Origin of the sequence: Acinetobacter shaoyimingii, assembly GCF_011578045.1 — a bacterium.
Taxonomy (GTDB): Bacteria; Pseudomonadota; Gammaproteobacteria; order Pseudomonadales; family Moraxellaceae; genus Acinetobacter; species Acinetobacter shaoyimingii.
Genome location: NZ_CP049801.1, coordinates 336,836 through 362,265, shown reverse-complemented (window position 1 = coordinate 362,265; position 25,430 = coordinate 336,836). Strand labels below are relative to the sequence as shown.

Annotated in this window: 19 protein-coding genes; 8 read left to right on the top strand and 11 right to left on the bottom strand. The window is 40.4% G+C overall.

Features of this window, described 5'->3' with window-relative positions:
- The first annotated feature begins 308 nt into the window (after positions 1-308).
- The 7 genes from G8E00_RS01650 (at position 309) to G8E00_RS01620 (ending at position 7,318) form a co-directional block, all read left to right on the top strand.
- Complete coding sequence (locus tag G8E00_RS01650; RefSeq protein WP_166221554.1) at positions 309-3,146, top strand: monovalent cation/H+ antiporter subunit A; 2,838 nt, start codon at positions 309-311, stop codon at positions 3,144-3,146.
- 3 nt (positions 3,147-3,149) lie between these two features.
- A complete protein-coding gene (locus G8E00_RS01645; protein WP_166008704.1) occupies positions 3,150-3,515 on the top strand; it encodes a Na+/H+ antiporter subunit C in 366 nt (121 codons plus the stop codon).
- Complete coding sequence (locus tag G8E00_RS01640; protein WP_166008705.1) at positions 3,515-5,323, top strand: monovalent cation/H+ antiporter subunit D; 1,809 nt, start codon at positions 3,515-3,517, stop codon at positions 5,321-5,323. Before G8E00_RS01645 ends, G8E00_RS01640 begins: the two co-directional genes overlap by 1 nt.
- Entirely contained in the window at positions 5,324-5,848 is a 525-nt protein-coding gene (locus G8E00_RS01635; RefSeq protein WP_166008706.1) for a Na+/H+ antiporter subunit E, read from the top strand.
- A complete protein-coding gene (locus G8E00_RS01630) occupies positions 5,845-6,120 on the top strand; it encodes a monovalent cation/H+ antiporter subunit F (protein ID WP_166008707.1) in 276 nt (91 codons plus the stop codon). The genes G8E00_RS01635 and G8E00_RS01630 overlap by 4 nt, the downstream gene beginning before the upstream one ends.
- Positions 6,121-6,131: 11 nt before the next feature.
- Positions 6,132-6,515 (top strand): Na+/H+ antiporter subunit G, encoded by a 384-nt coding sequence (locus tag G8E00_RS01625; RefSeq protein ID WP_166008708.1) that lies wholly within the window; start codon positions 6,132-6,134, stop codon positions 6,513-6,515.
- Between the two features lie 176 nt (positions 6,516-6,691).
- Positions 6,692-7,318, top strand: coding sequence for a riboflavin synthase subunit alpha (locus G8E00_RS01620; protein ID WP_166221552.1), 627 nt, complete (start codon positions 6,692-6,694; stop codon positions 7,316-7,318).
- Positions 7,319-7,401: 83 nt separating this feature from the next.
- Here the strand turns inward: G8E00_RS01620 and G8E00_RS01615 are convergent, their stop codons facing one another.
- The 11 genes from G8E00_RS01615 to G8E00_RS01565 all read right to left on the bottom strand — a co-directional run bounded on the left by G8E00_RS01615 (position 7,402) and on the right by G8E00_RS01565 (position 22,712).
- The gene (locus tag G8E00_RS01615; protein WP_166221550.1) at positions 7,402-8,298 is read right to left on the bottom strand and encodes a metal-dependent hydrolase; all 897 of its coding nucleotides are present in this window, start codon (positions 8,296-8,298) and stop codon (positions 7,402-7,404) included.
- A gap of 316 nt (positions 8,299-8,614) precedes the next feature.
- Positions 8,615-10,036: an FAD-dependent oxidoreductase gene (locus G8E00_RS01610; protein ID WP_166221548.1), complete on the bottom strand. Its 1,422-nt coding sequence runs from the start codon at positions 10,034-10,036 to the stop codon at positions 8,615-8,617.
- 72 nt (positions 10,037-10,108) lie between these two features.
- Positions 10,109-14,584, bottom strand: coding sequence for a glutamate synthase large subunit (gene gltB / locus G8E00_RS01605; RefSeq protein WP_171522888.1), 4,476 nt, complete (start codon positions 14,582-14,584; stop codon positions 10,109-10,111).
- A 417-nt stretch (positions 14,585-15,001) separates the two neighbouring features.
- Entirely contained in the window at positions 15,002-15,829 is an 828-nt protein-coding gene (locus tag G8E00_RS01600) for a hypothetical protein (protein WP_166008713.1), read from the bottom strand.
- Positions 15,830-15,841: 12 nt separating this feature from the next.
- Positions 15,842-16,924 (bottom strand): 3-dehydroquinate synthase, encoded by a 1,083-nt coding sequence (gene aroB / locus G8E00_RS01595; protein WP_166221543.1) that lies wholly within the window; start codon positions 16,922-16,924, stop codon positions 15,842-15,844.
- Between the two features lie 74 nt (positions 16,925-16,998).
- Positions 16,999-17,541, bottom strand: coding sequence for a shikimate kinase AroK (gene aroK / locus G8E00_RS01590; protein ID WP_166221541.1), 543 nt, complete (start codon positions 17,539-17,541; stop codon positions 16,999-17,001).
- A gap of 36 nt (positions 17,542-17,577) precedes the next feature.
- Positions 17,578-19,743: a type IV pilus secretin PilQ gene (gene pilQ, locus G8E00_RS01585; protein ID WP_166221539.1), complete on the bottom strand. Its 2,166-nt coding sequence runs from the start codon at positions 19,741-19,743 to the stop codon at positions 17,578-17,580.
- Positions 19,744-19,763: 20 nt separating this feature from the next.
- A complete protein-coding gene (locus tag G8E00_RS01580; protein ID WP_166221537.1) occupies positions 19,764-20,291 on the bottom strand; it encodes a pilus assembly protein PilP in 528 nt (175 codons plus the stop codon).
- The gene (gene pilO, locus G8E00_RS01575; RefSeq protein WP_166221535.1) at positions 20,291-21,019 is read right to left on the bottom strand and encodes a type IV pilus inner membrane component PilO; all 729 of its coding nucleotides are present in this window, start codon (positions 21,017-21,019) and stop codon (positions 20,291-20,293) included. Before pilO ends, G8E00_RS01580 begins: the two co-directional genes overlap by 1 nt.
- Positions 21,016-21,654: a PilN domain-containing protein gene (locus G8E00_RS01570; RefSeq protein WP_166221533.1), complete on the bottom strand. Its 639-nt coding sequence runs from the start codon at positions 21,652-21,654 to the stop codon at positions 21,016-21,018. Before G8E00_RS01570 ends, pilO begins: the two co-directional genes overlap by 4 nt.
- On the bottom strand, positions 21,654-22,712 hold the full coding sequence (locus G8E00_RS01565) for a pilus assembly protein PilM (protein ID WP_166008720.1): 1,059 nt from the start codon (positions 22,710-22,712) through the stop codon (positions 21,654-21,656). Before G8E00_RS01565 ends, G8E00_RS01570 begins: the two co-directional genes overlap by 1 nt.
- Before the next feature lie 159 nt (positions 22,713-22,871).
- Between G8E00_RS01565 and ponA the strand changes: the two genes are divergently transcribed.
- Positions 22,872-25,406 carry a penicillin-binding protein PBP1a gene (gene ponA, locus G8E00_RS01560; RefSeq protein ID WP_166008721.1) on the top strand — a complete coding sequence of 845 codons (2,535 nt, stop codon included), beginning with the start codon at positions 22,872-22,874 and terminating at the stop codon, positions 25,404-25,406.
- Positions 25,407-25,430 lie beyond the last annotated feature (24 nt).

The window sequence follows — 25,430 nt, the reverse complement described above, 5'->3', positions numbered from 1 at the left end:
AAAATAAAGGCGATTTCCTTTGTTATGATTCATAACGAAATTTAGGACTGTTTTAGCAATTATCCTTCGGGAACAAAAAATTTACTCGCTAACCTTTGTAAAATGTCAAAAACCTATTCAATCTTGCAAAAATGTCATGTTTTTTGCATTCATTTTTTTAGTATTTATATCAAGTTGCGCAACACAACTTTTTTTTGTTTGAATTTAAAACAGTTCGGCTTTCAAAATTTAAGTACTTGGATGACTCTTTGGTATCCTCAAATCTTTGAAAGATAAAACTCATTATAGGTTTCGACCTATGCAATACAATGGATACAAGTGTGCTACCGATTATTATATTATTACCGTTAATACTTGGCACTTTCCTGGTCCTGTGGCTGAAAAGATTCTCTCGTGGGGTAACAGCTTTAGGGGCAATTGGAGTCAGTTTAACAAGCTTCATTTTGTTACTGACTCAAGCCAAGCAAGTCCTCAATGGTGTTGTTCTCTCAGAGCAGTGGTCGTGGCTTCCTCAACTGGGTATTAATTTTAGTTTTCGTTTAGATGCACTCGGTTTAATTTTTGCTTTACTCATCACGGGTATTGGCACACTCATCTACATTTATGCATATTATTATTTAAATCCTCGAAATTCTCTCAATAAACTTTATGCCCTACTCATGCTGTTTATGGCAGCAATGTTGGGGATTTCTCTCAGTAATAACTTAATCATTTTATTAGTGTTCTGGGAATTGACCAGTATTTCTTCCTTTCTATTGGTGGGGTATTGGAATAATTATGATGCTGCGCAGCGTGGCGCACGCATGGCACTGACCATTACCGGTATGGGTGGTCTTGCCATGCTCGGTGGTTTTATTCTGTTGGGGCAGATTACCAATACTTACGAGATTGACCAGATTGTGACTATGACTGACACCATTCAGTCCAGTTCTCTCTTTATTCCCGTTTTAATTTTGGTTTTATTGGGTGCCTTCACCAAAAGTGCGCAATTTCCTTTTCACTTCTGGTTACCCAATGCCATGGCTGCACCAACGCCTGTCTCGGCATATTTACACTCCGCGACTATGGTCAAAGCGGGGATATTTTTACTCGCACGTTTAATGCCTATTTTTGTTGGCTCTGCGCTGTATCACGGCTTAGTCACCAGTATTGGTCTGCTAACGCTATGTATGGCCGCATTCTTCGCTATTTTTAAAGAAGATTTAAAAGGCTTATTGGCTTACTCAACCATCAGTCATTTAGGCTTGATTGTATGTTTACTTGGTTTAGGTTCACCTCTTGCAGTTGCCGCAGCCATTTTCCATATTATTAACCACGCAACCTTCAAAGCCGCCCTGTTTATGATTGCGGGTATTATTGATCATGAAACAGGAACACGTGATTTAAGAAAGCTCAGTGGTGTTTGGCAACTGCTGCCTTTTACTGCAACATTAACCATGATTACTGCAGCTGCTATGGCAGGCGTACCACTAACCAACGGTTTCCTGTCCAAAGAAATGTTCTTCACTGAACTCTTGGCAAATCTATCTGGCGGTTTAGCGGTATTTGCGGCTTTTGTCGCGACCATGGCAGGACTGTTTGCGGTGGCATACTCTGCCCGCTTGGTTCACGGTGTATTTTTCGATGGTGATATCGGACGAGACGTACCGAAAAAAAATGCCCATGAGCCGCCTATTGGCATGCGCGCACCCGCTATATTTTTGGCAACACTGTGCATTGCTGTCGGTATTTTACCTGCGCTTTTGGTGCAAAATTTTGTCAATGCAGGAACGCGTGCCAGCATTAATCAACCTGAATTTGAAGGTGTGCATTTAGCCATTTGGCATGGATTTAATTTACCGCTATTGATGAGTGCGATTGCGCTCATAGGTGGAATCATTTTCTACTTTGCTCTCGCTAAAGGCGGTAAGATCCGTGACATTGATTTAGATCCTTTACTCGGAAAACTACAAGGCAAATTACTCTTTGAAGATTTCTTAAAGTACTTGCTGACGTACTCTCGCAAAATTAAACGCGCGACAGAAACAGGTTCATTACAAAATTATTTACTCTGGATTGTGATTTTCTCAATTGTGATGGTCACCATTCCACTGTATGGCAATGGTATTTTTACGGGAACACGTGAACTTAGCCATGCGCCAATATTAGCAATTGTGCTGTGGTTATTGTTGTTCTCTGCATGTTGGATGATGCTGTGGTTCCATCATGAACGCATTAAAGCGGTACTGATTAGTGGCGCAGTCGGCTTAGTGGTTACCCTAGTCTTTGTCACCTTGTCTGCACCAGACTTAGCTTTAACACAAATTACAGTCGATGTGGTGACCACCGTATTATTGCTAATGAGCTTGTCACTCCTGCCACAATTGACTCCGTACGAATCATCACAAACGCGTCGTTGGCGAGATGCAGTGATTGCTATTGGAGGAGGGCTAGGTGTTGGCTGGATTGCTTGGCTTATCTTAACCCGTGATCACAATTCAATTTCTTGGTTCTTTATTCAACAATCGTTGCCATTGGGCGGTGGATCAAACGTGGTCAACGTGATTTTGGTTGATTTCCGTGGATTTGATACCTTTGGTGAGATTACAGTTTTAGGCATCGCAGCCATTGGTGCGCTCTGTATGATGGATGGTATGCGTGCCCACGGCACGGTCATGACCCAAGGCTTAACATACCGTTTTAATCCTTCTCCACTCATGTTCCGTATTACGGCATCTTGGGTACTTCCGATCGCCCTTGTGGTGAGTTTATATATATTCCTTCGTGGTCATAATTTACCTGGTGGTGGATTTATTGCAGGTCTGATCACGTCTATGGCCTTGGTCATTCAATATATTGCACTAGGACAAGATCAAGCTGAACAAATGCTGAAAGCGAAATCTGGACGCTTATACGAGATTTGGATAGGTTTTGGTTTAGTGATTGCTGGTATTACAGGTCTAGCAGCATGGTTATGGGGGCGTCCTTTCTTGACCAGCGCACACATTTATATTGAACCCGTTATTCTTGGAAAAATGCATTTAGCGTCTGCTGCTGCATTTGACCTTGGTGTGTATTTAACTGTTGTAGGTGCAACCATGCTACTGATTTCAGTACTGGGTGACTCTAGAAATACCAGCATGACTGGTCCAGTGCCAAAGGGGTAAAAGATGATTAGTTTAGAATTTTTACTGGCTTCAGGTATTGGATTATTAGTCGCTACTGGCATTTACCTCATTCTACGAGGTCGTACATTCCCTGTGGTTTTGGGTCTTGCCATGATTGGTTATGCCGTCAATTTATTTTTATTTGCCATGGGTCGTGTGCAAGTCAATGCACCTGCAGTACTCACCAATACCAGCCATGTGACTGATCCTTTGCCACAAGCCTTAGTATTAACAGCCATTGTGATTGGCTTTGCAACCACAGCCTTTATTGTACAGTTGGCACTGCGTAGCCGTTATGAATCAGGAACCGATCACGTCGACTCTAAAGAAGACATCATCAATAGTGATCCACGTGAGGACGAGCCTTAATGATGAACTTTTTAGATTTTTGGCACGCTCATGCACCAATCATGAGTATTTTAATTCCTGCATTTACAGCATTTATTTTGGTCATTTTAGGCAACCCAGGAGCAGGCTCTCTATCACATGATTGGAGACAGCCTTGGCGCCGTGGAATTAGCTTAGTATCTGCTGTGCTTGGACTTGCGACAGCAATCAGTTATTTACTCCACGCCAACACGGGTGCGATTCAGGTCTATCAACTCAGCGAATGGACAGCACCTTTTGGGATTGTCTTGGTCTTAGATCGCTTATCTGCATTGATGCTTGTACTCACTTATGTACTCGCAACGCCTTTGATTTGGTTTGCCAGTAAACAATGGGATGCTCGTGGACGATATTTCCATGCGATGAGTCATTTCTTACTCATGGGCTTGTGTGGTGCATTCCTAACCGGTGACTTATTTAACCTGTTCGTGTTCTTTGAAATTTTGCTTATGGCATCTTATGTGCTGCTATTACACGGACAAGGTCGAGCACGCTTTCAACTGGGTATCCACTACGTCACCATTAACCTCCTAGCCTCTGCCCTATTCCTGATTGGATTAGGCATGATCTATGGGAGTGTGGGTAGCTTAAATATGGCGGATGTTAACCGTCTATTACCTTTGCTGGAACCAGATCAGCACAAGCTAGCTGTTGCAGGTGGATTGTTGTTATTTGTGGTCTTTGCAATTAAAGCCGCGATTTTACCTGTCGGTTTTTGGCTCCCTAAAACCTATGCTGTCGCAACAACGCCAGTCGCCGCATTCTTTACTATCATGACCAAAGTCGGGATCTATGCAATTCTACGGGTCAACGGTACAGTTTTTAATGATGATTTTGCACAAACTATTCTCAGCAATTGCCTATTACTTGTTGGTTTAATCACGACACTTTATGGTGCAATTGGCGCAATTGGCGCAGAACGCTTAAGACGCTTTGTGGGTTTTATGGTGCTATCATCTGTGGGAACCATCATTATCGCGCTGTCTTTAATGACGCAAGATGCTTGGTCGGCAGGCTTGTACTACATGGTGCATAGTACAATTATTGCAGCATCATTATATTTACTTTGTGGTTGGATCACATCACAACGCGGTGAATATAAAGACCATATAAAAGTTGCGCCTAAGATGAAACAAAATACGGTCATTTCTGTGTGTTTCTTCGTTATTGCTCTGATGATGGCAGGTCTTCCACCGTTTAGTGGTTTCTTAGGCAAAGTCCTCATTTTACAAACCACAGCAACATCAAGTTATCAAATTTTGATTATTGTCATAGTACTCGTGACCAGTTTACTGAGTATTTTGGCGTTTACACGTGTCGGTCTAATTCTGTTCTGGCGTGCAACTACCCCTGAAAATAATCCGAATGAGAAAGCTTTTGATGAATATGCCAAAATTCCTGAAATTGCACCACCACGTAATGATCTCACCATTTATTTATTCTTAATTGGCTTAAGCCTCTATGTGGTTTGCGCACCGCAAATTCTGAATTATATGCAGAAAACCACTGCACAGTTAAATGATGCATTATTATATCAACAGCACATTTTAAAGACGGATGAAAATAAAGAAGTCATTAGCGTTCAACCTTTTGATCCAGCATATATTCCTGAAACCAAATACGGTGGTGAAAACAATGATGCCAATGCACATTTCATTCCTTATATGATTAGCCCGAAAACTTTGGAAGGTGAACATATTTCCCCGTATAAACAGCAACAGATTCAAGATCAAAAAAATACGATAGATCATCAAATTGATGACGATCAATTAAAGCCAATGGAGCCATAAATGGAGCAGAAAAATTCAATTCTTGATCGTGTTTTTCCACATCCATTTGTCTCTGTGATTGTGGCTTTAAGTTGGTTGATGCTGGGTCATAGTGCTGAAGCATTTGATTTTATTGTGGCATTTATTTTGGCAATTGTTATCCCGAAGTTAATTCAGCCATTTATTGTGCGCACGCCAAATATTCATTGGATACTTGCGATTAAACTCATGTTCATAGTGATCTGGGATATTATTCTTTGCAACGTAAAAGTAGCGAAACAGGTTCTTGGACCGACCAAAAATCTGCATCCTAAATGGTATCGTGTACCATTAGAATCTGATCATGAACAAGTGAATTCCCTATTGGCAATGATTATTACCACGACCCCTGGTACAGTCAGTGCAGGTATCGATCAAGAACGTGGTGATATTTTGGTTCACTCACTCAGTACAGACGACCCAGAAGCGGATATTCAAGAGATTAAAAACCGTTATGAAGCGCCTCTGATGGCTATTTTTAGCGTCAATCAAGGAGATCTGGTATGACCATTTTACCTTATGCTTTAGGCATTTGTTTGATTGCTGTGACCATTTCGATGGCACTTTGCTTAACGCGTTTAGTCATGGGTCCATCTATCGTTGACCGTCTCTTAGCCCTAGATACACTATTTTTAAATGCAACCTGCTTGGTGGTCATTCTTGGCATTTATTGGGCGACAACATCTCTCTTTGAAGGTGCACTATTGGTTGCCATGCTTGGCTTTGTTTCTACGGTAGCATTGGCGCGCTACTTCACCACTGGCCATGTGATTGATTAGGAGATACGACTATGCAAATGTTTATGGAAATTATCGTATCAATCTTCCTGATTATTGGTGCTTTTTTTACTTTAGTGGGTGGTATAGGCATGGTGAAATTGCCTGACTTATTTATGCGTCTACATGCACCCACGAAGTCCAGTACTTTAGGCCTAGGGAGCTTTTTAATTGCTGGGATGATTTACGCCGCATTTAATCATCGTTTAGGTTTTGCTGAAATTATTATTACCCTCTTGGCTTTTATTACAGCACCTGTTTCAGCAAATTTAATTGCACAAGCAGCCATTCACTTACGCTTACGCTCTCATTCAGGTGATGTTCCTGAATCTTTAGATCGACCATTGCCTTGGCAAAGACAGCGTGTGATTAAACAATTTAAAGACGAAAAACTTTGAAGATTGAAGATTGAAGATTGAAGATTGAAGATTGAAGATTGAAGATTGAAGATTGAACAAAGTATATCAAATGATTCAATGTTCATATGAAAGATTGTGCTGATTGAATGGATTTGATCCATATTGAGATGCGGTACAATCAATCTGTTTTTAAACTTAAATAAATGAGATAAAAAATGTATACCGGTATTGTTCAAGGTTTAGAAAAAGTGGTTGATATTCAACAAGGCAATAACTTTACCACACTGTTTATTTCGAACACTTTGAATTTATTTGCTGATGTTTTTGTGGGTGCAAGTGTTGCCATTGATGGTACTTGCCTAACTGCAACACATTTTGATACCGAAAAAAATATTGTCTCTTTTGATGTTTCAGCACTCACCACTTCGTTAACCACCTTACAATTTTTAAACATTGGTGATGAAGTCAATGTTGAACGCTCTATTAAAGCGGGTATGGAAAATGGTGGACATAATCTTTTTGGGCATATTGAAGGTATGGCGACGATTAAACATGTTGAACATACAGGCGATACGGTACATTTAGATATCGTAATTCCAGAAGATAACATCAAATACTTTTTCAAAAAAGGCTTTATTGGACTTCAAGGATGCAGTCTAACCGTCAACCGAGTAGACCGTAAAACACATGAAATTTCAGTCGATTTAATTCCAGAAACATTGCGCCTAACCACATTCAAATATGCCAAAGCAGGTGGCAAACTCAATTATGAAATTGATCAAATGACGCGCACAATGGTGGACACTTTAGAAAGCATTCATGAACGATTAAACGAAAAATAAGATCAATTTTTATATTTCATATCGATCCTTCATAAAAAGCCAATGATAAAACATTGGCTTTTTTACATATATAAGAAGCGAAATTAACTGTATAACATGCCTTGAGTATCTTCTTGCTCTTGAAACCCTTCAACTTGATATTCATCTGCAAGACGTGATTTCCAGTAGGCAACAAGCTCTGTGTAATCAATTTCAGAGGGGTGAAAATCTGCTTTGTAATATGACAAATATTCTGGAATCAAAGAAATCAACATTTTAGAAATCAAGTAAAAACCATATAAATTTCCTGTCACTTTCGGCAGGCTTTTTTTCCAATCTTGCATAAACAATCGACTTGCCGAATAAAACGTTAAACTTGCAAATCCGGTGGTGACGCTACGCATAATGCTTCGACGAACTTTATCATCCTTATAGACTGCCTGATAAGTATCAAATGCCACAGCACGATGCTCAATTTCTTCAATCGCATGCCAGACCCAAAGTTTAATGGCATCTTCATCTAGGGTATTTAAAACTTCGGGATGTCGAAGAATATAGCCCCCAAGCAATGCAGTGAAATGTTCAAATGCACAGGTGATTGCAAGCTGTAGCTTAGGATGAACAGTACGAATAAATTCATCACGACGACCGAGCCATGCTTGGAAGCTATCCAGTTGGTAATCGTCTCTACGCCATGCATCATTAAACTCAGCATGTGCTTTTGAGTGCATGGCTTCTTGACCAATAAATGCCGCGATTTGTGCTTGGAGTTGATCATCTTTCACTTTATCACGCACATTACGCACGCTATGTACGAAGAACTGCTCTCCAATTGGAAAAGTGGAAGACAATGCCGTTAATAAATGTGACATCACGGGAGAATCGGCAAAATAATGACGACGAATCGCTTTAGGATTGAACGTCAGTCGACGAACCTTAATCCCCAATGCTTTAGGACGATTTCGGTAGTTTTTTTCTGGTGTCACTTGAGCAACTGTCATCGTTATACCCTGCACTGACTGTTTATTTATTCAACATATTGTCATAGTCAAAAGCTTTGTATATTGCACAAATAGACAGGATAAACGGCGAATAAGCACTTTTGCCAACTTATGTTAGATATTTTATTTTTATTCAAAATTAATCATTAAAATTCAAATATTTGAATAATTATTTTTATATATGGTTCAATATACTATTGTCTGACATAAAACATAAAATAATAAAAAACCCACCGAAGTGGGTTTAGAGTTGCGACTCTCGATGTTCAATATTCAATGCAAATCTAACAGTCGCACTTTCATATCAAGATCAAGCTCACACATCAAGATAGTCTAAAATCCCTTCTGCTGCTTGGCGACCTTCCCAAATTGCTGTAACAACTAGGTCAGAACCACGCACCATATCTCCGCCTGCGAAAATTTTAGGATTCGATGTTTGGAATTTATATTCTTGCTTTTCAGCAGCAATCACACGACCAGAACCATCTAGACCAATATTTGCACCCGTGAACCAATCCGCTGGACTGGTACGAAAACCGAAGGCAAGCAACACAACATCTGCGGGTAAGATTTCTTCAGAACCTGGAATTGGCTCAGGGCTACGACGACCACGGCTATCTGGCTCACCCAATTGCGTAGTCACAACTTTCACGCCTGTTACTTTTCCATTTTCACCGACTATTTCGATTGGCTGACGATTAAAAGCAAAATTCACCCCTTCTTCACGGGCATTTTTCACTTCACGACGTGAACCTGGCATATTTTCTTCATCACGACGATACGCACACAATACAGATTCAGCAGCTTGACGAATTGAAGTACGGTTACAATCCATTGCGGTATCACCACCGCCAAGAACGACCACTTTTTTACCTTCTACACTGATGTATTCTGATGGATCTTTCTCCCAACCTTGGGTACGGTTTACATTGGCAATCAAGAAATCTAAGGCATCATAAACACCATCAAGATCTTCGCCTGCAAACCCACCTTTCATATAGGTATATGTTCCCATACCCATAAATACGGCATCGTATTCAGCAAGAAGTTGGTCAATGGTGATATCTGTACCAATTTCAGTATTTAAACGGAATTCAACACCCATGCCTGTGAAAATTTCACGGCGACGTTTCATGACATCTTTTTCCATTTTGAATTCTGGAATACCAAAGGTCAGTAGACCACCAATTTCAGGACGCTTATCAAATACGACTGGCTTTACCCCAGCGCGCACCAAAATATCTGCACAGCCTAGACCCGCAGGACCTGCACCAATGATCGCAACTTTTTTATCTGTCCATTTCACTTGTGACATATCAGGACGCCAGCCTAAAGCGAAGGCTGTGTCGTTGATATATTTTTCAGCATTACCAATCGTTACTGCACCAAAACCATCATTCAAAGTACACGCGCCCTCACAAAGACGGTCTTGTGGACAAACACGACCACATACTTCTGGCAAAGTATTAGTTTGATGACAAAGTTCAGCCGCTTGGAAAATGCGACCTTCTGCAATCAGTTTTAACCAGTTAGGAATGTAGTTATGTACTGGACATTTCCATTCACAATACGGGTTACCACACCCTAAACAACGATGGCTTTGGTTAGCAGCCACTTCTGTTGTAAACGGTTTATAAATTTCCACAAACTCTGCTTTGCGGACAACGAGATCTTTTTTCTCTGGATCTTGGCGTTCTACATCCAGGAACTGAAAGTCATTATTTAGGCGCTCTGCCATGTCTCTCTCCGTGGGTAGGCACAGTCTGTTTATTTATCAGCTGCACCTGCCTATATATCTGCAGTAGTGGAATTATTGTGGATCAGCTTGAGTAGTTTTTAATAAAGTCTGCAAGTTAGCAGCTTTAGGTTTCACAAGCCAGAATTTGCGGCTATAGAAATCGAACTCATTGCGAATCTTGTACGCCCAAGCACTACCTGTTTCTTTAATGTGTTCATCTAAAATGCGGAGTAAGAATGCTTGATGTTCTTCCATCGCTTCAGTTGAAATACGGTTTAGCTCAATCAGCTCGTGGTTGTAATGATCTACAAAGTCATTATCCAAATCAAGCACATAAGCGAAACCGCCCGTCATACCTGCACCAAAGTTATGACCAACACGACCTAACACAGTCACTATACCGCCTGTCATGTATTCACAGCAGTGATCGCCGGCACCTTCAATCACGGCAAATGCGCCAGAGTTACGAACTGCAAAACGCTCGCCCGCAGTACCTGCAGCGAAGAGTTTACCGCCTGTCGCACCGTATAAACATGTATTCCCAATGATCGCAGTTTCTTGAGTTTGGAAAGGCGAACCTTTTGGTGGGAAGATGGATACACGACCACCTGCCATACCTTTACCCACATAGTCATTTGCATCACCTTCAAGGCTAATATGCAAACCACCTGCATTCCATACACCCAATGACTGACCTGCAGTACCCGTCAATTTCACTTTGACTGGATGTGCTTCCATGCTGAGGTTGCCATATCGACGAGCAATTTCACCTGAAATACGTGCACCAATCGAACGGTCACAGTTACCAATGCTGAAGCTATATTCACCACCTGTGCCTGCTTCAATGGCTGGTAACATTTGCTCAACCATTTTCTCAGCCAGAATACCTTTGTCGAATGGCGCATTGCCTTCAACTTGACAGTACTGTGCCTTACCTTCAGCAAATGGATGCGACTCTAACAATGCACTTAGGTCTAGATGTGCGTGTTTATCTGTTTCACCTGGAAGCATTTCAAGTAAATCAGTACGACCAATCAAATCTTTCAAGCTCGATACACCAAGTGCTGCCAACCATTCACGTGTTTCTTCTGCAATGAAGTGGAAGAAGTTGATGAGCATTTCAGGTTCACCAATATAGTGTTCCTGACGTAAATGATCTTGTTGAGTTGCCACACCAGTCGCACAGTTGTTTAAGTGGCAAATGCGCAGATATTTACAACCCAAAGCAATCATTGGTGTAGAACCAAAACCAAAACTTTCCGCACCTAGAATGGCAGCTTTGACTACATCTAGACCTGTTTTCAAACCACCATCAGTTTGTACACGAACTTTGCCACGCAGATCGTTGACACGAAGTGCTTGATGCGCCTCACTTAGACCCAATTCCCACGGTGAACCCGCATGATGAATTGAAGAAAGTGGAGAAGCTGCAGTACCGCCGTCATAACCTGAAATGGTAATAAAGTCGGCATAGGCTTTTGCAACACCTGCTGCAATCGTACCGACACCCGGCTCAGACACCAATTTTACTGACACCATCGCTTTTGGGTTGACTTGTTTTAAGTCAAAGATCAATTGCGATAAATCTTCAATCGAGTAAATGTCATGATGCGGTGGAGGTGAAATCAGGGTTACACCTGGTACTGAGTAACGTAAACGTGCAATTAAGCCATTCACTTTACCCCCAGGTAACTGACCACCTTCACCTGGTTTAGCGCCTTGTGCCACTTTAATTTGAAGCACTTCTGCCGATGTTAAATATGCAGGTGTTACACCAAAACGACCTGATGCAATTTGTTTAATTTTCGAGTTACGGATTGTGCCATAACGTGCTGGGTCTTCACCGCCTTCACCTGAGTTTGAACGACCACCAATGGTGTTCATGGCAATCGCAATCGCTTCATGTGCTTCTGGAGATAATGCACCGAGTGACATTCCAGCAGAGTCAAAACGTGGCAGGATTTCCTCAACTGATTCAACCTGATCTAATGCAATTGAATTATCCGTTTTAAGTTTTAACAAATCACGAATCGTTGCCACTGGACGGTTATTTACCAATTCCGCATATTCTTTAAAATCTGCGTATTGACCTGAACGCACTGACTTATGTAAGGCATTGATTACATCAGGGTTAAATGCATGATATTCCTTATCAAAGACAAATTTCAGCAAACCACCTTGATCAATTGGCTTACGTGTTTTCCACGCAATATCAGCCAGTTTTTTCTGGTCATTTTCAAGATCAACAAATGTTGCACCTTTGATACGACTTGGAACGCCTTTGAAGCATTTTTGAACCACTTCTGTCGATAGCCCAACAGCTTCAAATAACTGACCGCCACGATAAGACGCAACTGTAGAAATACCCATTTTTGAAAGGACTTTGAGTAAGCCTTTTTCAATACCTTTACGGAAATTCGCCTGTGCATGAATTGGGTCACCCAATAACTCACCTTTGGCGATTAAATCATTGATCACGTCATAAGCAAGATATGGATAAATCGCTGTTGCACCAAAACCTAAGATCACGGCAAATTGATGCGGATCACGTGCAAAACCAGTTTCTACAATAATATTGGCATCCGTACGCAGACCTACATCAATCAGATAATGATGGACCGCACCTGTTGCCATTAAAGCATTTGCAGGTAAGAAACCTTCACGGATTTTCTTATCTGTGAGCACTAAGATGGTTTTGCCATCACGAATCGCTTGAGCAGACTCTTCACAAATACGTGCGATTGCAGCTTCTAAGCCTTCAGATTCAGCATAGTTCAAATCGATATCAGCAATTTCATAGCCTTTACGACCTGATGTACGAATCTGATGCATTTTTGAGTTTGAAAGCACAGGACTCGAAACAATCAAACGATCTGCATGTTCTGGACCTTGCTCAAAGACATTCTGCTCACGACCAATACAGGTTTCCAATGACATGACAATAGATTCACGTAATGGATCGATTGGCGGGTTAGTCACCTGTGCAAACTGCTGGCGGAAGTAATCAGACACATGACGAACTTGACGTGACAACACCGCCATTGGGGTATCATCACCCATTGAGCCCACTGCTTCCTGACCACTTTCAGCAATTGGACGAAGCAATTGATCACGTTCTTCAAAGGTGACCATAAACATTTTTTGTGCAGATTTTAATGCATCGCCTTTTAGACCTTGTTCACATAAATATTCTTCAAGTTCTGCGCTACCTTGAACACGAACTGAATTTTCACGTAACCATTGACGGTAAGGACGCATATTTTTCAGATGATTGCTGACGTCTTTGGTGTCGAGCATTTTACCTGTCAGTGTATCAATCACCAGAATCTGACCTGGTCCTACACGACCTTTAGAGACAACATCTTCTGGCTCATAGCCCCAAACACCAATTTCAGATGCCAAGGTAATATAACCATTCTTTGTGATCACCCAACGCGCAGGACGTAAGCCATTACGATCGAGCATACAAATCGCATGGCGACCATCTTGAATCACAAGGCCTGCAGGACCATCCCAAGCCTCCATATGTTTCGAGTTAAATTCATAGAATGCACGTAAGTCAGCATCTAAAGTTTCAACATTTTGCCAAGCTGGTGGAACGAGCATACGTAGCGCACGGAACAAATCCATACCACCACCGACTAAAATCTCAAGCATATTATCTAAGCTTGAAGAATCTGAACCTGTACGATTTACAATTGGATTTAGCTCAGTTAGGCCTGGCAATAACGGGTTTTCAAATTTTGGTGTACGTGCCATTGCCCAGTTACGGTTCGCGGTAATGGTATTGATTTCACCATTATGCGCCAAGTAACGGAATGGCTGAGCCAATGGCCAACGAGGCAATGTGTTGGTTGAAAAGCGCTGATGGAACACCACAATATGTGAAGTTAAACGCTCATCAGCAAGATCGGTATAAAAATCTGCAATGGCTTCAGGCATCATCAAGCCTTTATAGCTGATGACAGTAGAGCATAAGGTCGTTACATAGAAAGAAGTGTCATTGACCAACTGCTGTTCTGCACGACGACGTGCTAAAAACAACTTACGGTTAAACTCAGCTTCAGTCACACCCATTGGACAATTTACGATGATCTGTTCAAATGCAGGCATAGACTGTAGTGCAATTGGACCTAATGCATCGACATTGGTAGGTATTGGACGCCAAGCCAGTACTTTGCAACCTTCAGATTCGATTTCTTTAACTAATATTTGTTTTGAATGTGCAGCGATTGCTGGGTCTAAGTTGAGGAACACAGTTCCTACAGCAAACACTTCACTCAACGTAATGTCACTGAGTCGTTTTGCTTCCTCACGAAAGAATTGTTTTGGCATAGCCAAAAGAAGGCCGCATCCATCCCCAGTCTTACCATCTGCAGCAATACCACCACGGTGCGTCATACAACTTAAACTATGAATCGCGGTCTTGACTAAGTCATGACTCGCATCGCCTTGCATATGGGCGATTAATCCGAAACCACAGTTATCTTTAAACTCATCCGGTTGGTATAAACCTTTAGCGGGAGCTACAGTATTAGGCGATGGCATGTGCATAGCGTACCCTTCTTTTCAACATGGCCCGTAGGGGCAAAACTTATTCAATATTTCACTTACGATTTCATTCTGTAGAGATCAAGACTTCATTCATAATCTTGATTTTGCTTAGTTTACTCTGTTTCAAGCACACAAATATTTGACCATCTTTGCACTTATTTATAGCAGATTAACCAATGTGAATCGCACTCTGAATGGAATGTTTCGCTCTAAAACAGTGACAAAACATTCGCTCTTGCACCATTAATGCAATAAATATGCCAAAAAAATATATTTTAGGTTTATAGATTCAACTGATTGATAAATATTACTGATGCTGTATTTTTAGCCAGATTTAATGCATTTTTTTCGCACCAAAAAGATGCGACTTATTATTCTTATACATCAAATTGCGCTATTTTAGAACCAATATCAATTAAACGGATCGGTAATTTGATTATCAACTGAACGATTACTTTTTGGTAATTCATTTGTAGATTGCGAACGTTGCACATCAATGACATTACCTTGAGCATCTTTTCGAGTAACTGTTGTTCTAGTCGTTGTTTTAATTTGATTATTTAAAGCCAACAATGCTTTCTGTTGTGCAATGATTGTTTCATCAATTATCGGCAATGGTGCTGACTTCAAATTGACAGCATACATTTTATTGTTACCAATCAATTCATCCGAACCCAAGTCATTCACTAGAGGGACAAACTGATCTATTTTTTGAATTTTTGGCTTCACAGATGCGGGTAAATTATATGGAAGTTGATTTAGGGCTTGTTTTGCATCTCCCTCAGAATCGACTGGACCATAAGCCAAAACATATTGCTCGACTTGATCTTCACCACTCAATCTAAAATAAATTAAACCTTTGCGGCTTGTTTGTTTAAGCAAATAACTTTTAACGACATCTTCACTTCTGGCACGAAATAATTCAACAATCCATTTCTTTTGATTTTCCTGTAGATATTTCGTCCCACGGAATTCTGATAAATGATGACCTACAGCGACCACTCGAGTTGTGAGTTGTAGTGGGCGTACCTCATCTGTTAATCCACCCAAATTTGTTGTTGCAGCCACTTTTTCAGGCTGGATCATCGATTGAGTTTCTTCAATTTTTTTGGTTTCAGAAACCAGATCCTTGGTATCAGTGACTGCCCAAAAAATCAATGCGACAACAAAACAAAGCAAACCACCACTCAACCACACGTAAAGTTGAATATTTTGCCAATTTGATTGTTTTGTTGACATAAACTTACCTTTCTACGACAGTTGATTATTCAAAATTGCTTTTTTCATCAACTCTACATCAAAATCATTGGTGATGACTGCTTGACCTAATTGTTTCATCAGAATTAAACGTAATTGACCATTCAGCACTTTTTTGTCGTGAGACATATACCCCAAAAATTCATCTAATGGAATTTTTGGACATTTTATCGGTAAATTCGCACGTTGAATGATGTTTTTTGTACGCTCAACATCCTCAAGTGAAATCCAGCCCATTCGCTGTGATAAATCAGCCGCCATCACCATACCTGTTGCAACAGCTTCGCCATGTAACCAGACGCCGTAACCCAAATATGACTCAATAGCATGACCAAACGTATGTCCGAGATTCAATAAGGCACGCTCACCTTTTTCAGTCTCATCATTGGCAACAATACGCGCTTTATGTGCGCAAGAACGATATACCGCTTCTGCCAATAACTCAGCATCTCCAGCAACCAGTCGCTCCATATGCATCTCTAACCATACCAAGAAATCAACATCACCTAACAATGCATATTTGATGACTTCAGACAATCCAGCTGATAACTCACGTGGAGGTAATGACTTCAGTTGAGCCATATCCGCCAACACGACTTGTGGTTGCTGGAATGCCCCAATCATATTTTTACCCAGTGGATGATTAATTCCTGTTTTACCGCCCACACTTGAATCGACTTGAGAAAGTAATGTCGTTGGCACTTGAATAAAATACACACCACGCTGGAAGCAAGCAGACGCAAACCCTGCCATATCCCCAATCACACCACCACCTAGCGCTAGAACTGTACAATCTCGGTTAAAGCCTGCTTGCAAAAGCGCATCAAAAATCAGGTTTAAATGTTCAATATTTTTATATTTTTCACCATCAGGTAAAACACAAGTTTTCACTGTTTTACCCAAGGTTTCTAAGGCTTGAACATAATGATCTAGATATAGTGGTTTGACTGTCGTGTTGGTCACAACCATCACTTGACGACCATGAATATAGGGTTCAAGAAGTGTTTTTGGATTTAAGTGGCTTCCAATAAAAATCGGATAACGGCGATCGCCTAGTTCTACGTGTAAAGTTTGCATGATTTAAGAGTCAAATTTTCAAAGCGGTAATATTGGAATGATTGATGTCAGCAATGTGCTGACATCAATCTCATTTAGTTCAATACTTGAGACACTATAACCTGCAAAATTTTTTGTGCCAAATCTCGTGCAGCACCCTGATTGGTTTCAATAATATAGTGTGCCACATCACGATATAAAGGATCACGAATTGCGAGTAAATCCTTTAACTTTTGTTCAGGATTTTCAACTTGTAATAGCGGTCTATTCTTATCACGATAAGTGCGTTGTAATTGAATTTCTACAGGTGTGTACAAATAAATGACAATGCCACGATGCTTAAGGTATTCACGATTCACTGTTTGTGTCACAGCACCGCCACCAGTTGCAAGGACTAAATTTTTTTTATTTGTTAATTCATTAATAACAAGTGATTCACGAGTACGGAATCCTTGCTCACCCTCTTTTTCAAAAATCCATGGGATGGTCGCACCTGTCTTTCTTTCTATTTCATGATCGCTATCAAGAAACTCTCGATTGAGCAAATCTGCAAGATGTCGACCTACTGTTGTTTTCCCAGCTCCCATTGGCCCCACCAAATAAATATTTGGTAGGGATTCAAACTCATTGCTTTGCAAGGAGTCACCTATTGAATTGCTTTCATTGAAAGTATATTAATGATTTCTAGTTTGACTGTCATTAACAATTCTCGGTGTCACGAAGATTAATAACTCACGTTTCGCATCAGATTTTGCATCTTTACGGAACAGATGACCGATATATGGTAAGTCTCCTAAGAATGGCACTTTGGTTACTGTATTTCGAGTTTCTTGCTCAAAAATCCCCCCCAATACAACAGTTTCACCATTATCAACCAATACATTCGTGACGATTTCATTTTTATTAATGGTAATTTGACCCGTTGGCGTCGCTTGTCCAGGGGAATCACTAGTAATATTCAACTGCATCAGAATCTTATTGTCTGGAGTGATACTTGGAGTGACATCTAAACTTAAAGTTGCATCAACAAATTCTGTTTTAGCTACAGCACCTGCTCCAGTACCTTCAGAAGACTGATAAGGAATTTGTGTACCAGACGCAACTTTCGCATTTTGTTTGTCTGCAGTTAAAACTTTTGGTGTAGAAATTACCTCACCATAGCCATCAGATTGTAATGCCGACAACTCTAAATCAAGCATAAAGTTTGACATATTGATTAAACCAAAAGCGATTTTACCTGCCGCATCTGTAATACCTAAATCAACGTTCAAGTTATTTGGCCGAGTAATAGTTACTCTTCCCTCATCATCAGGATCTCTTATATCCCATACCGTATCTTCACTTCCGCCAATAACCAACTTGTTATTCGCTGTAATACCTGTAACACCCCATTTCACACCCATTTCTTTGGTGAAATCTGTCGTTGCACGAACAATACGTGCTTCAATCATGACCTGTTTAATAGATACATCCAACAAGTCAGTCATTTTTCGAATTTTATCAATATTTTGTGCTGTGTCATTGATAATCAAGGTGTTGGTTCGAGGATCGGCAACCATACTCCCTCGTGCACTAAGCAGCCCCTCTAAAGCCAGTGATTCTCCACCCGTGGTACGATTCGAAGTTGAGGCTTTTTGATCTCTTGAATCTTGAATGATTTTGAAAATATCTTCAGCTTTCGCATAACTGAGTTTAATATATTCAGTCTGAATCGGCGCAAGTTTAATACTTTGTGCAAGTGCTTTTGCTTCTTCATCTTCTGCTTTAGCAAGTTCTGAAACTGGCGCGATCCAAATGACATTTCCATTACGACGTTTATCCAAATTTTTGGTCTTTAAGATAATATCGAGTGCTTGATCCCAAGGCACATCTTTCAAACGCAAGGTAATATTGCCTTGTACTGAATCAGGTGTAACCATATTGATGCCCGTAAAATCTGCGAGCAGCTGTAAAACACGACGCACTTCAATATCTTGGAAATCTAAAGAGATTTTATTGCCTGTATAGCGATTCGGTGCAGATATATTTCGCGTATTTTGAGTTTCTTCAGGTCGTTTTAAACTTAAAGTGAGTTTATCTTCAGCCTGAAATGCCATGTATTCATAATTCCCCGTTGATTGGATTGTTACAATACCATTGGAACCTTCATTATAAGCGTCAACAGTCGAAACTGGTGTTGCGAAATCATTCACATTGAGTCGACGAATCAAATGCGCAGGTATCTTATTTCCTAAGAAGCGAACAACAACCTTACTCCCCTGTTGCTGTACATCGACTGGCGTATTGATATTTAACAATCGTAAGACAACTTGGCCTTCACCATTACTACCGCGCTGAAATCCAATATCTGCAAGCCCTTGTTGCTGCTTAATTGGCGCCTGAATAGGATTTGTAACAGGCACGATAGTTTTAGCATCATTATTAACTTTTAAAATAAACGTATTGCCCTCTATACGGGTCGTATAATTGCCTGATTTTTTTAAATTTACGGTCAATCTTGAACGTTGATCATCTGATGATACGTCCACAGATGTCGCTTCATCCGTTGCTACTGGAATGGATTTTTTGGCAACTTTTTGTTTGGCTTGCTCAAAGTCAAGAATGAGTTTACTTGGATTTGACAACTGATAAGCTTTTGGCTGAGGTGGAATACCATCGAACATGACGCGGATTTCAGTGCCCTGGCCAGCAACTTGCATGGGCAAAACGTCCGTCATCGTGACTTGAGCAACTGCCGTCTGCATTACAGCAATAGCAACCGTTGCCATTGAAAACTGACGAAGAGTGTTATTTATCATCGGTCTATCCCCACCCCAAAAAAAATTAAAACTGTTCTTCATTTTTATTCCTTATGTATATTTCAATCTATAGGGCCGAGTAAAACCAAACTGCGTGGTCTTTCGATATAGCCATCACTGCCATCAGGAACAATTTCCAATAGATCAATTCGTGTCGGATTTATATTTATAATTCTACCCTGATTCAGCCCTAGATAACTCCCCACTTGAACACGCTCAATCTCACGATCTGGCGTTTGAATGAGCCCAATGATCGCCCCACTTTTGCCCTTCATACTGCCTTTAAAGTATAAAGTTTCTAGAGCGTATCCCTCGAGCGGTTGCGGTTCTCGAGAAAGATTTGGATAAACTTTTTTCCCAGACAACACTTTTAGCTCATTGGCCAATGAACTTGGGTAGAAAGGATTCCTTAATTGCTGAGCAGAATATGCAAAAGTTGGTACTGGTGGAAATTCTGGCGCTGGTTTAATTTTTTGAGTAGGTTCACTCCTAATTCTTGCCATTTCCTGGTTCACCACATCGATTTGTGAACTACACCCAACTAGACTGATACCCACTACAGCCCCGATCATATATTTTAATTTTTTCATTATTTTTCACCCCCCGATTTCTTTTTCGCAGGTGGTTGCTTACTATCTTTTGGCTGAGCATTACCAGCAACATAACGATATGTCTTTGCTTGAATTAAATAATCAATTTTTGGAATATCAGATTTTTTGTCCTTTTGTAGCTCAGCACTAATATTAAAATCATGTAAAGTCACAATTCGAGCTAGTGCAGCTATACCACTAACAAAATTACCAAAAGAGTGATAATCACCAGTAGCTTCAATCGAAATAGGTTGTTCTATAAAAAACTCCTGAGCAACTTCCGATTCTAGCTTGATATTTTTGAATTTCAATCCTGAATTCACGCCAGTTAAGTTAATATCTTCAACTAAACTTGGAATTTCTGTTTCTTTCGGTAATTGTTGCAGTTGCTGATTAAAATTCTCTTCCATTTGATTGAGTTGAGCTTGATAAAGCTTAAGATTACGAAGATCAGAATCCTTCTTTTTAAAGTCTTCTAATAGGCTTTGTTGCTGGGCTTTTGCCTGATCAATTGAATCTAGTTTTGGTTTAATAGCCAAAAAATATCCGAGTAGGCACACAACAACAAAAATAATAATCCAGAAGGTAATTTTGACTGATAAAGGCCAACTACCCATATTATTAGGATCTAGTGTATTAAATTGTTGAACAAAGCGCTCAACCGTCATTTGTTTATTTTTGGCTGCTTGTTTGTCCAAGTCTAGATTGTCTAAATCATCCTGACTCATTTAGGACCTCCTTTATTTTTTTTGTTTTTATCATTCGCCGAATCAGTGTCTTGCATTGCAATTTCACCAATATCGACTGTAACAAAAAAAGTGCCATAGGATTCTTCAATTCTTGGGACTATAGAAGATTGGGGAGCCTCTTTCTTTTCCTCAACTGCAAGGAATGAGTTCATGAATGCATTTCTATACCATTCTGAAGCTTCTAAATTACGAAGTAACTCTGCAACTGTATTTGGACTTTCTGCACGACCCTCAATGGTAAATTTATCACCTAGTCGTGTAAATTTAGTCACATATGCATTTGCAGGCATAACGCGTACAAGCTCATCAATCAAACGTACAGTCACTGGACGTTGACCTTCTAGACCTTGAATTAATTTCATTCGATCAATGACTGCTTGACGTTGTTCTTCAAGTCCATCCAAGGTTTTAAGTTGTTCATCTAAAGTTTGGTTTGTACTACTTACCAACTGATTTGCTTGTTCATGGTCATTCAGTTTTTGATTTAAAAAGAACCATGTTGCTAACACCATTACTGCAGCCAATACCGCACTCAGCACACAAAAAAGGATAAATTGTTTTTTTCGCTCTTCTCGTCGCTCTTCACGCCAAGGGAGTAAGTTAATTTTTGCCATTAATCAAAACTCCTCATTGCTAAGCCACATGCTACCAACAGTGACGGCGCATCATTTTCTAATTTTTTTAAGTCAATTTGAGGTGAAAAACCCATTTGCACAAATGGATTTGCAATCGTGACCCGATAACCTAGCTTTTGTTGCATGAGTTTGGATAAACCAGGGATATTTGCATTACCCCCTGCCAACAAAATATGATCTAACTCACTAAACTGCGAAGATGAGAAAAAGAATTGTAATGATCTTGCAGCCTGTTGAACCACAGCTTCTAGGAAAGGTAATAGCACTTCTGAATCATAATCATCGGGCAATGTTTGATCTTTTTTCGCTCTTCCTGCTTCATCAAACGATAATCCATATCGATTTTGAATATCTTGCGTCAGCTGTTTCCCACCAAACACCTGCTCACGGGTATAAATAATTTTACCATTTTGCATGACTGACAAGGTTGTCATGGTATGGCCAATGTCTAAAATACCCACCAGATTGACACCAATAGGTAAAGTATCTCCAAACACTTCGAAACTACGCTCTAAAGCATAACTTTCTACATCGGCCACTTTTGGCGTTAAGCCACTGACGCCAATCACTTCTACCCTAGAGTCAATATTTTCTGTTCTTGTCGCGACCAAAAGCACATTGACACGATCTGCATCTGACAACTTATCTGGCAAGACCTCAAAGTCTAAGCTGACTTCATCTAATGGAAAGGGAATATACTGCTCCGCCTCCATACGGATCTGCACCTCACGCTCATCGTCATTCATATCTTTGTCCATTTCTATTATTTTATGAATAACCATGGACGTCGGAATAGCAAATGCCGCATTCAACGATTGTGGGTTAGCTATATTGATTGCTCGTTCTAAAGCTTCAGCAACTGCCTCAGTATTTAATATATTTTTTTCGACTACACTTCCATCAACGAGTGGACTTAAACCATAGCTCTCCACCCAATAGCGACCGTTTTTAACAGATAACTCTAATATCTTTACAGAAGTCGAACTAATGTCTACTCCTATTAACCCCTTATTTGGCTTACGATATAGTCTAAGCACGATGAAATTCCTATTATTTTTCTTTCCCCAACAATTTACAAACTATGAAAATGCCATTAATTTCTTGATGGATATAATAACTTAACTAACAATCCATCAAATGTGAAGCTATACTGACCATTAATTAGTTTGCCTTAGCACTATTAAAACTTACTTGTTATGAAAAAGCTATCTTGTTGTGGAAACATTCACCCATTTTTTTTGCTAATTATCATTGCTTTAATGGCAATTCCTATGGGTTTTTACGGAATGTACCTATATATCGCTCCGTCTTTACCTGAAATGAGCTCGCTCAAGAAGGCTCCTCTACTTAAGCCACTACAAGTGTATACGGCAGATAATCAGCTGATTGCAGAGTATGGAGGTAAGCTTTCTGTACCTGTAGAATATGAACAGATTCCAGAACAGTTTATTCATGCCTTTCTAGCTGCAGAAGATTCATCTTTTTTCGAGCATAGTGGTATTAGTTTTAAGGGTTTAGGGCGAGCGTTAACAGAATCGGTCACTGGTTCAGATGTACAAACAGGTGGCTCCACGATCACCATGCAAGTGGCTAAAAACTATTATTTAAGTTCTGATCGTACACTTAAGCGCAAACTCACTGAAATTTTTCTAGCACGTAAGATTGAGCAAAATCTGTCAAAAGAAGACATTCTCACGTTATATGTCAATAAAATTTTCTTAGGTAAAAATGCCTATGGAATTGCTGCGGCAGCTAAAATTTATTATGACAAAAGCTTAGATCAGCTCAGTATTGCTCAAATGGCAATGCTCGCAGGTCTTCCTAAAGCGCCTTCAAAATATAACCCTGTTGCCAATCCTGAACGTGCTTTAGAACGACGCAACTGGATTTTAGGGCGAATGCTGCAACTTGGTTATATCAATCAAAAACAATATAACGAGGCCGTTGCTGAACCTGTGGTTTTAAATATGCCCAATCGCGGCGTAAGCAATAAGTTTCCCTATGTCGGTGAAATGGTTCGTTCAGAACTGGTCAATAAATTTGGTGAGCTTGCAGTAGACTCTGGCTATAAGGTTTACACCACCATCGACAGCAAACGTCAAGCATATGCCGAGGATGCTGTTCGAAGAGGATTGGAAGATTATGACCGTCGTCATGGTTGGCGCGGAGCAGAAGCACATGATCAACCTTTAAAGAATTTTATTGCTTATGCAAACACCTACCCAGCCGAAGTGACTCAGGTCAATACCAATTCGTTTGAAGCATTGATGCAAAATGGCGAAACTGTGACTGTACCTTGGTCTGGAATGTCATGGGCTCGCCCCTACCGAAGTGCTGACAGTGTAGGTGGTGCACCAAGCAAAGCATCGCAAATTGTCAAAGTAAAAGATATCGTTCGCTTAAGACCAAATGAAAACAAAACCTCTTGGGCACTGGTACAAATTCCAAAAGTACAAGGTCAACTCATTGCTTTAAATCCAAATGATGGTTCAATCATCGCTGTCGTCGGTGGTTATAATTTCTATCAATCTAAGTTTAACCGCGCCCTTCAAGGCTGGCGTCAACCTGGTTCAACCATTAAACCTTTTGTGTATGCATTGGCACTTGAACGTGGCATGACACCTTATTCAATGGTCAATGATAATCCCATCACCATTGGAAAATGGTCACCTAAAAACTCCGATGGTCGCTACTTAGGCATGATTCCTTTGCGTCGTGCACTTTATTTATCACGTAACACCGTTTCAGTCCGCTTATTACAAACGGTTGGCATTGAACGTACTCGTCAGTTGTTTATGGATTTTGGTTTACAAGAAGACCAAATTCCTCGTAACTACACCATTGCTTTAGGAACACCTCAAGTCTTACCCGTACAAATGGCAACAGGCTACTCTGCGATTGCCAATGGTGGTTTCCGTGTACAACCGCATTTTATCAGTCGTATTGAAGATGCTTACGGTAAAGTGATTTATCAAGCAAATCCTGAATATGCATGTATTAAGTGTATTCGTGAGAATAAACAACCAGAAAAAAATGAAACCGTTACCCCTGATGATGAAGTGATTGAAGTCACTAACCAATCTGATAACGAACAAGATTTAGAACCATTAACCGCTGAAGAAAAAAGTAAATATCGTCAAGCTCAGCGCATATTAAAATCAAGCTCAGCATTTGACATGGCCAATATTCTAAAAGACGTGATCCAACACGGTACGGGTCGTGCAGCATTAAAAATTGGTCGTCCAGATATTGGTGGTAAAACAGGTACAACCAACGACGCTAAAGATGCTTGGTTTGCAGGCTTTAATGGTAAGTTGGTGGCGATTACTTGGGTTGGCTTTGACCAACCTTCTACACTCGGTCGTCGTGAGTATGGCGGTATTGCAGCCCTTCCGATATGGAGTAACTTCATGCAGAAGTCGCTTGAAGGGACACCGCCAGCTTGGGTCACTTTAGACAAAAATGCCAAAGCCCCTATTTCACGTGATCATCGTACCAAAAATACCATTGAACATGAAGAAACCGATGATGATGGTAAACCACCTTTGGCTCGCCCAATTTATCGTGCGTCACCTGTAACACCAAAGCCAGATGTATCGAATGACTTTGATGATTTACCAGGTGAGGAACAACCCTTGCAACCTTCAGATGCACCTCCACCAAGTCTAAGTCCGAAGAAAGAAACTAAACAGCAAGATGCCATTGAAGATCTCATCAATCGAGTTCAATAATAAAAAAGCCCTCATTTGAGGGCT

What these genes read in the sequence shown, in the direction of transcription:
- G8E00_RS01625 (WP_166008708.1), top strand. Translation starts at nt 6,132, where the DNA reads ATGCAAATGTTTATGGAAATTATCGTATCAATCTTCCTGATTATTGGT.
- ponA (WP_166008721.1), top strand. Translation starts at nt 22,872, where the DNA reads ATGAAAAAGCTATCTTGTTGTGGAAACATTCACCCATTTTTTTTGCTA.
- G8E00_RS01600 (WP_166008713.1), bottom strand. Translation starts at nt 15,829, where the DNA reads ATGTCAACAAAACAATCAAATTGGCAAAATATTCAACTTTACGTGTGG.
- G8E00_RS01645 (WP_166008704.1), top strand. Translation starts at nt 3,150, where the DNA reads ATGATTAGTTTAGAATTTTTACTGGCTTCAGGTATTGGATTATTAGTC.
- G8E00_RS01610 (WP_166221548.1), bottom strand. Translation starts at nt 10,036, where the DNA reads ATGGCAGAGCGCCTAAATAATGACTTTCAGTTCCTGGATGTAGAACGC.
- G8E00_RS01635 (WP_166008706.1), top strand. Translation starts at nt 5,324, where the DNA reads ATGGAGCAGAAAAATTCAATTCTTGATCGTGTTTTTCCACATCCATTT.
- G8E00_RS01640 (WP_166008705.1), top strand. Translation starts at nt 3,515, where the DNA reads ATGATGAACTTTTTAGATTTTTGGCACGCTCATGCACCAATCATGAGT.
- G8E00_RS01630 (WP_166008707.1), top strand. Translation starts at nt 5,845, where the DNA reads ATGACCATTTTACCTTATGCTTTAGGCATTTGTTTGATTGCTGTGACC.
- aroB (WP_166221543.1), bottom strand. Translation starts at nt 16,924, where the DNA reads ATGCAAACTTTACACGTAGAACTAGGCGATCGCCGTTATCCGATTTTT.
- gltB (WP_171522888.1), bottom strand. Translation starts at nt 14,584, where the DNA reads ATGCCATCGCCTAATACTGTAGCTCCCGCTAAAGGTTTATACCAACCG.
- G8E00_RS01615 (WP_166221550.1), bottom strand. Translation starts at nt 8,298, where the DNA reads ATGACAGTTGCTCAAGTGACACCAGAAAAAAACTACCGAAATCGTCCT.
- G8E00_RS01650 (WP_166221554.1), top strand. Translation starts at nt 309, where the DNA reads ATGGATACAAGTGTGCTACCGATTATTATATTATTACCGTTAATACTT.
- G8E00_RS01580 (WP_166221537.1), bottom strand. Translation starts at nt 20,291, where the DNA reads ATGAAAAAATTAAAATATATGATCGGGGCTGTAGTGGGTATCAGTCTA.
- pilO (WP_166221535.1), bottom strand. Translation starts at nt 21,019, where the DNA reads ATGAGTCAGGATGATTTAGACAATCTAGACTTGGACAAACAAGCAGCC.
- pilQ (WP_166221539.1), bottom strand. Translation starts at nt 19,743, where the DNA reads ATGAAGAACAGTTTTAATTTTTTTTGGGGTGGGGATAGACCGATGATA.
- G8E00_RS01620 (WP_166221552.1), top strand. Translation starts at nt 6,692, where the DNA reads ATGTATACCGGTATTGTTCAAGGTTTAGAAAAAGTGGTTGATATTCAA.
- G8E00_RS01570 (WP_166221533.1), bottom strand. Translation starts at nt 21,654, where the DNA reads ATGGCAAAAATTAACTTACTCCCTTGGCGTGAAGAGCGACGAGAAGAG.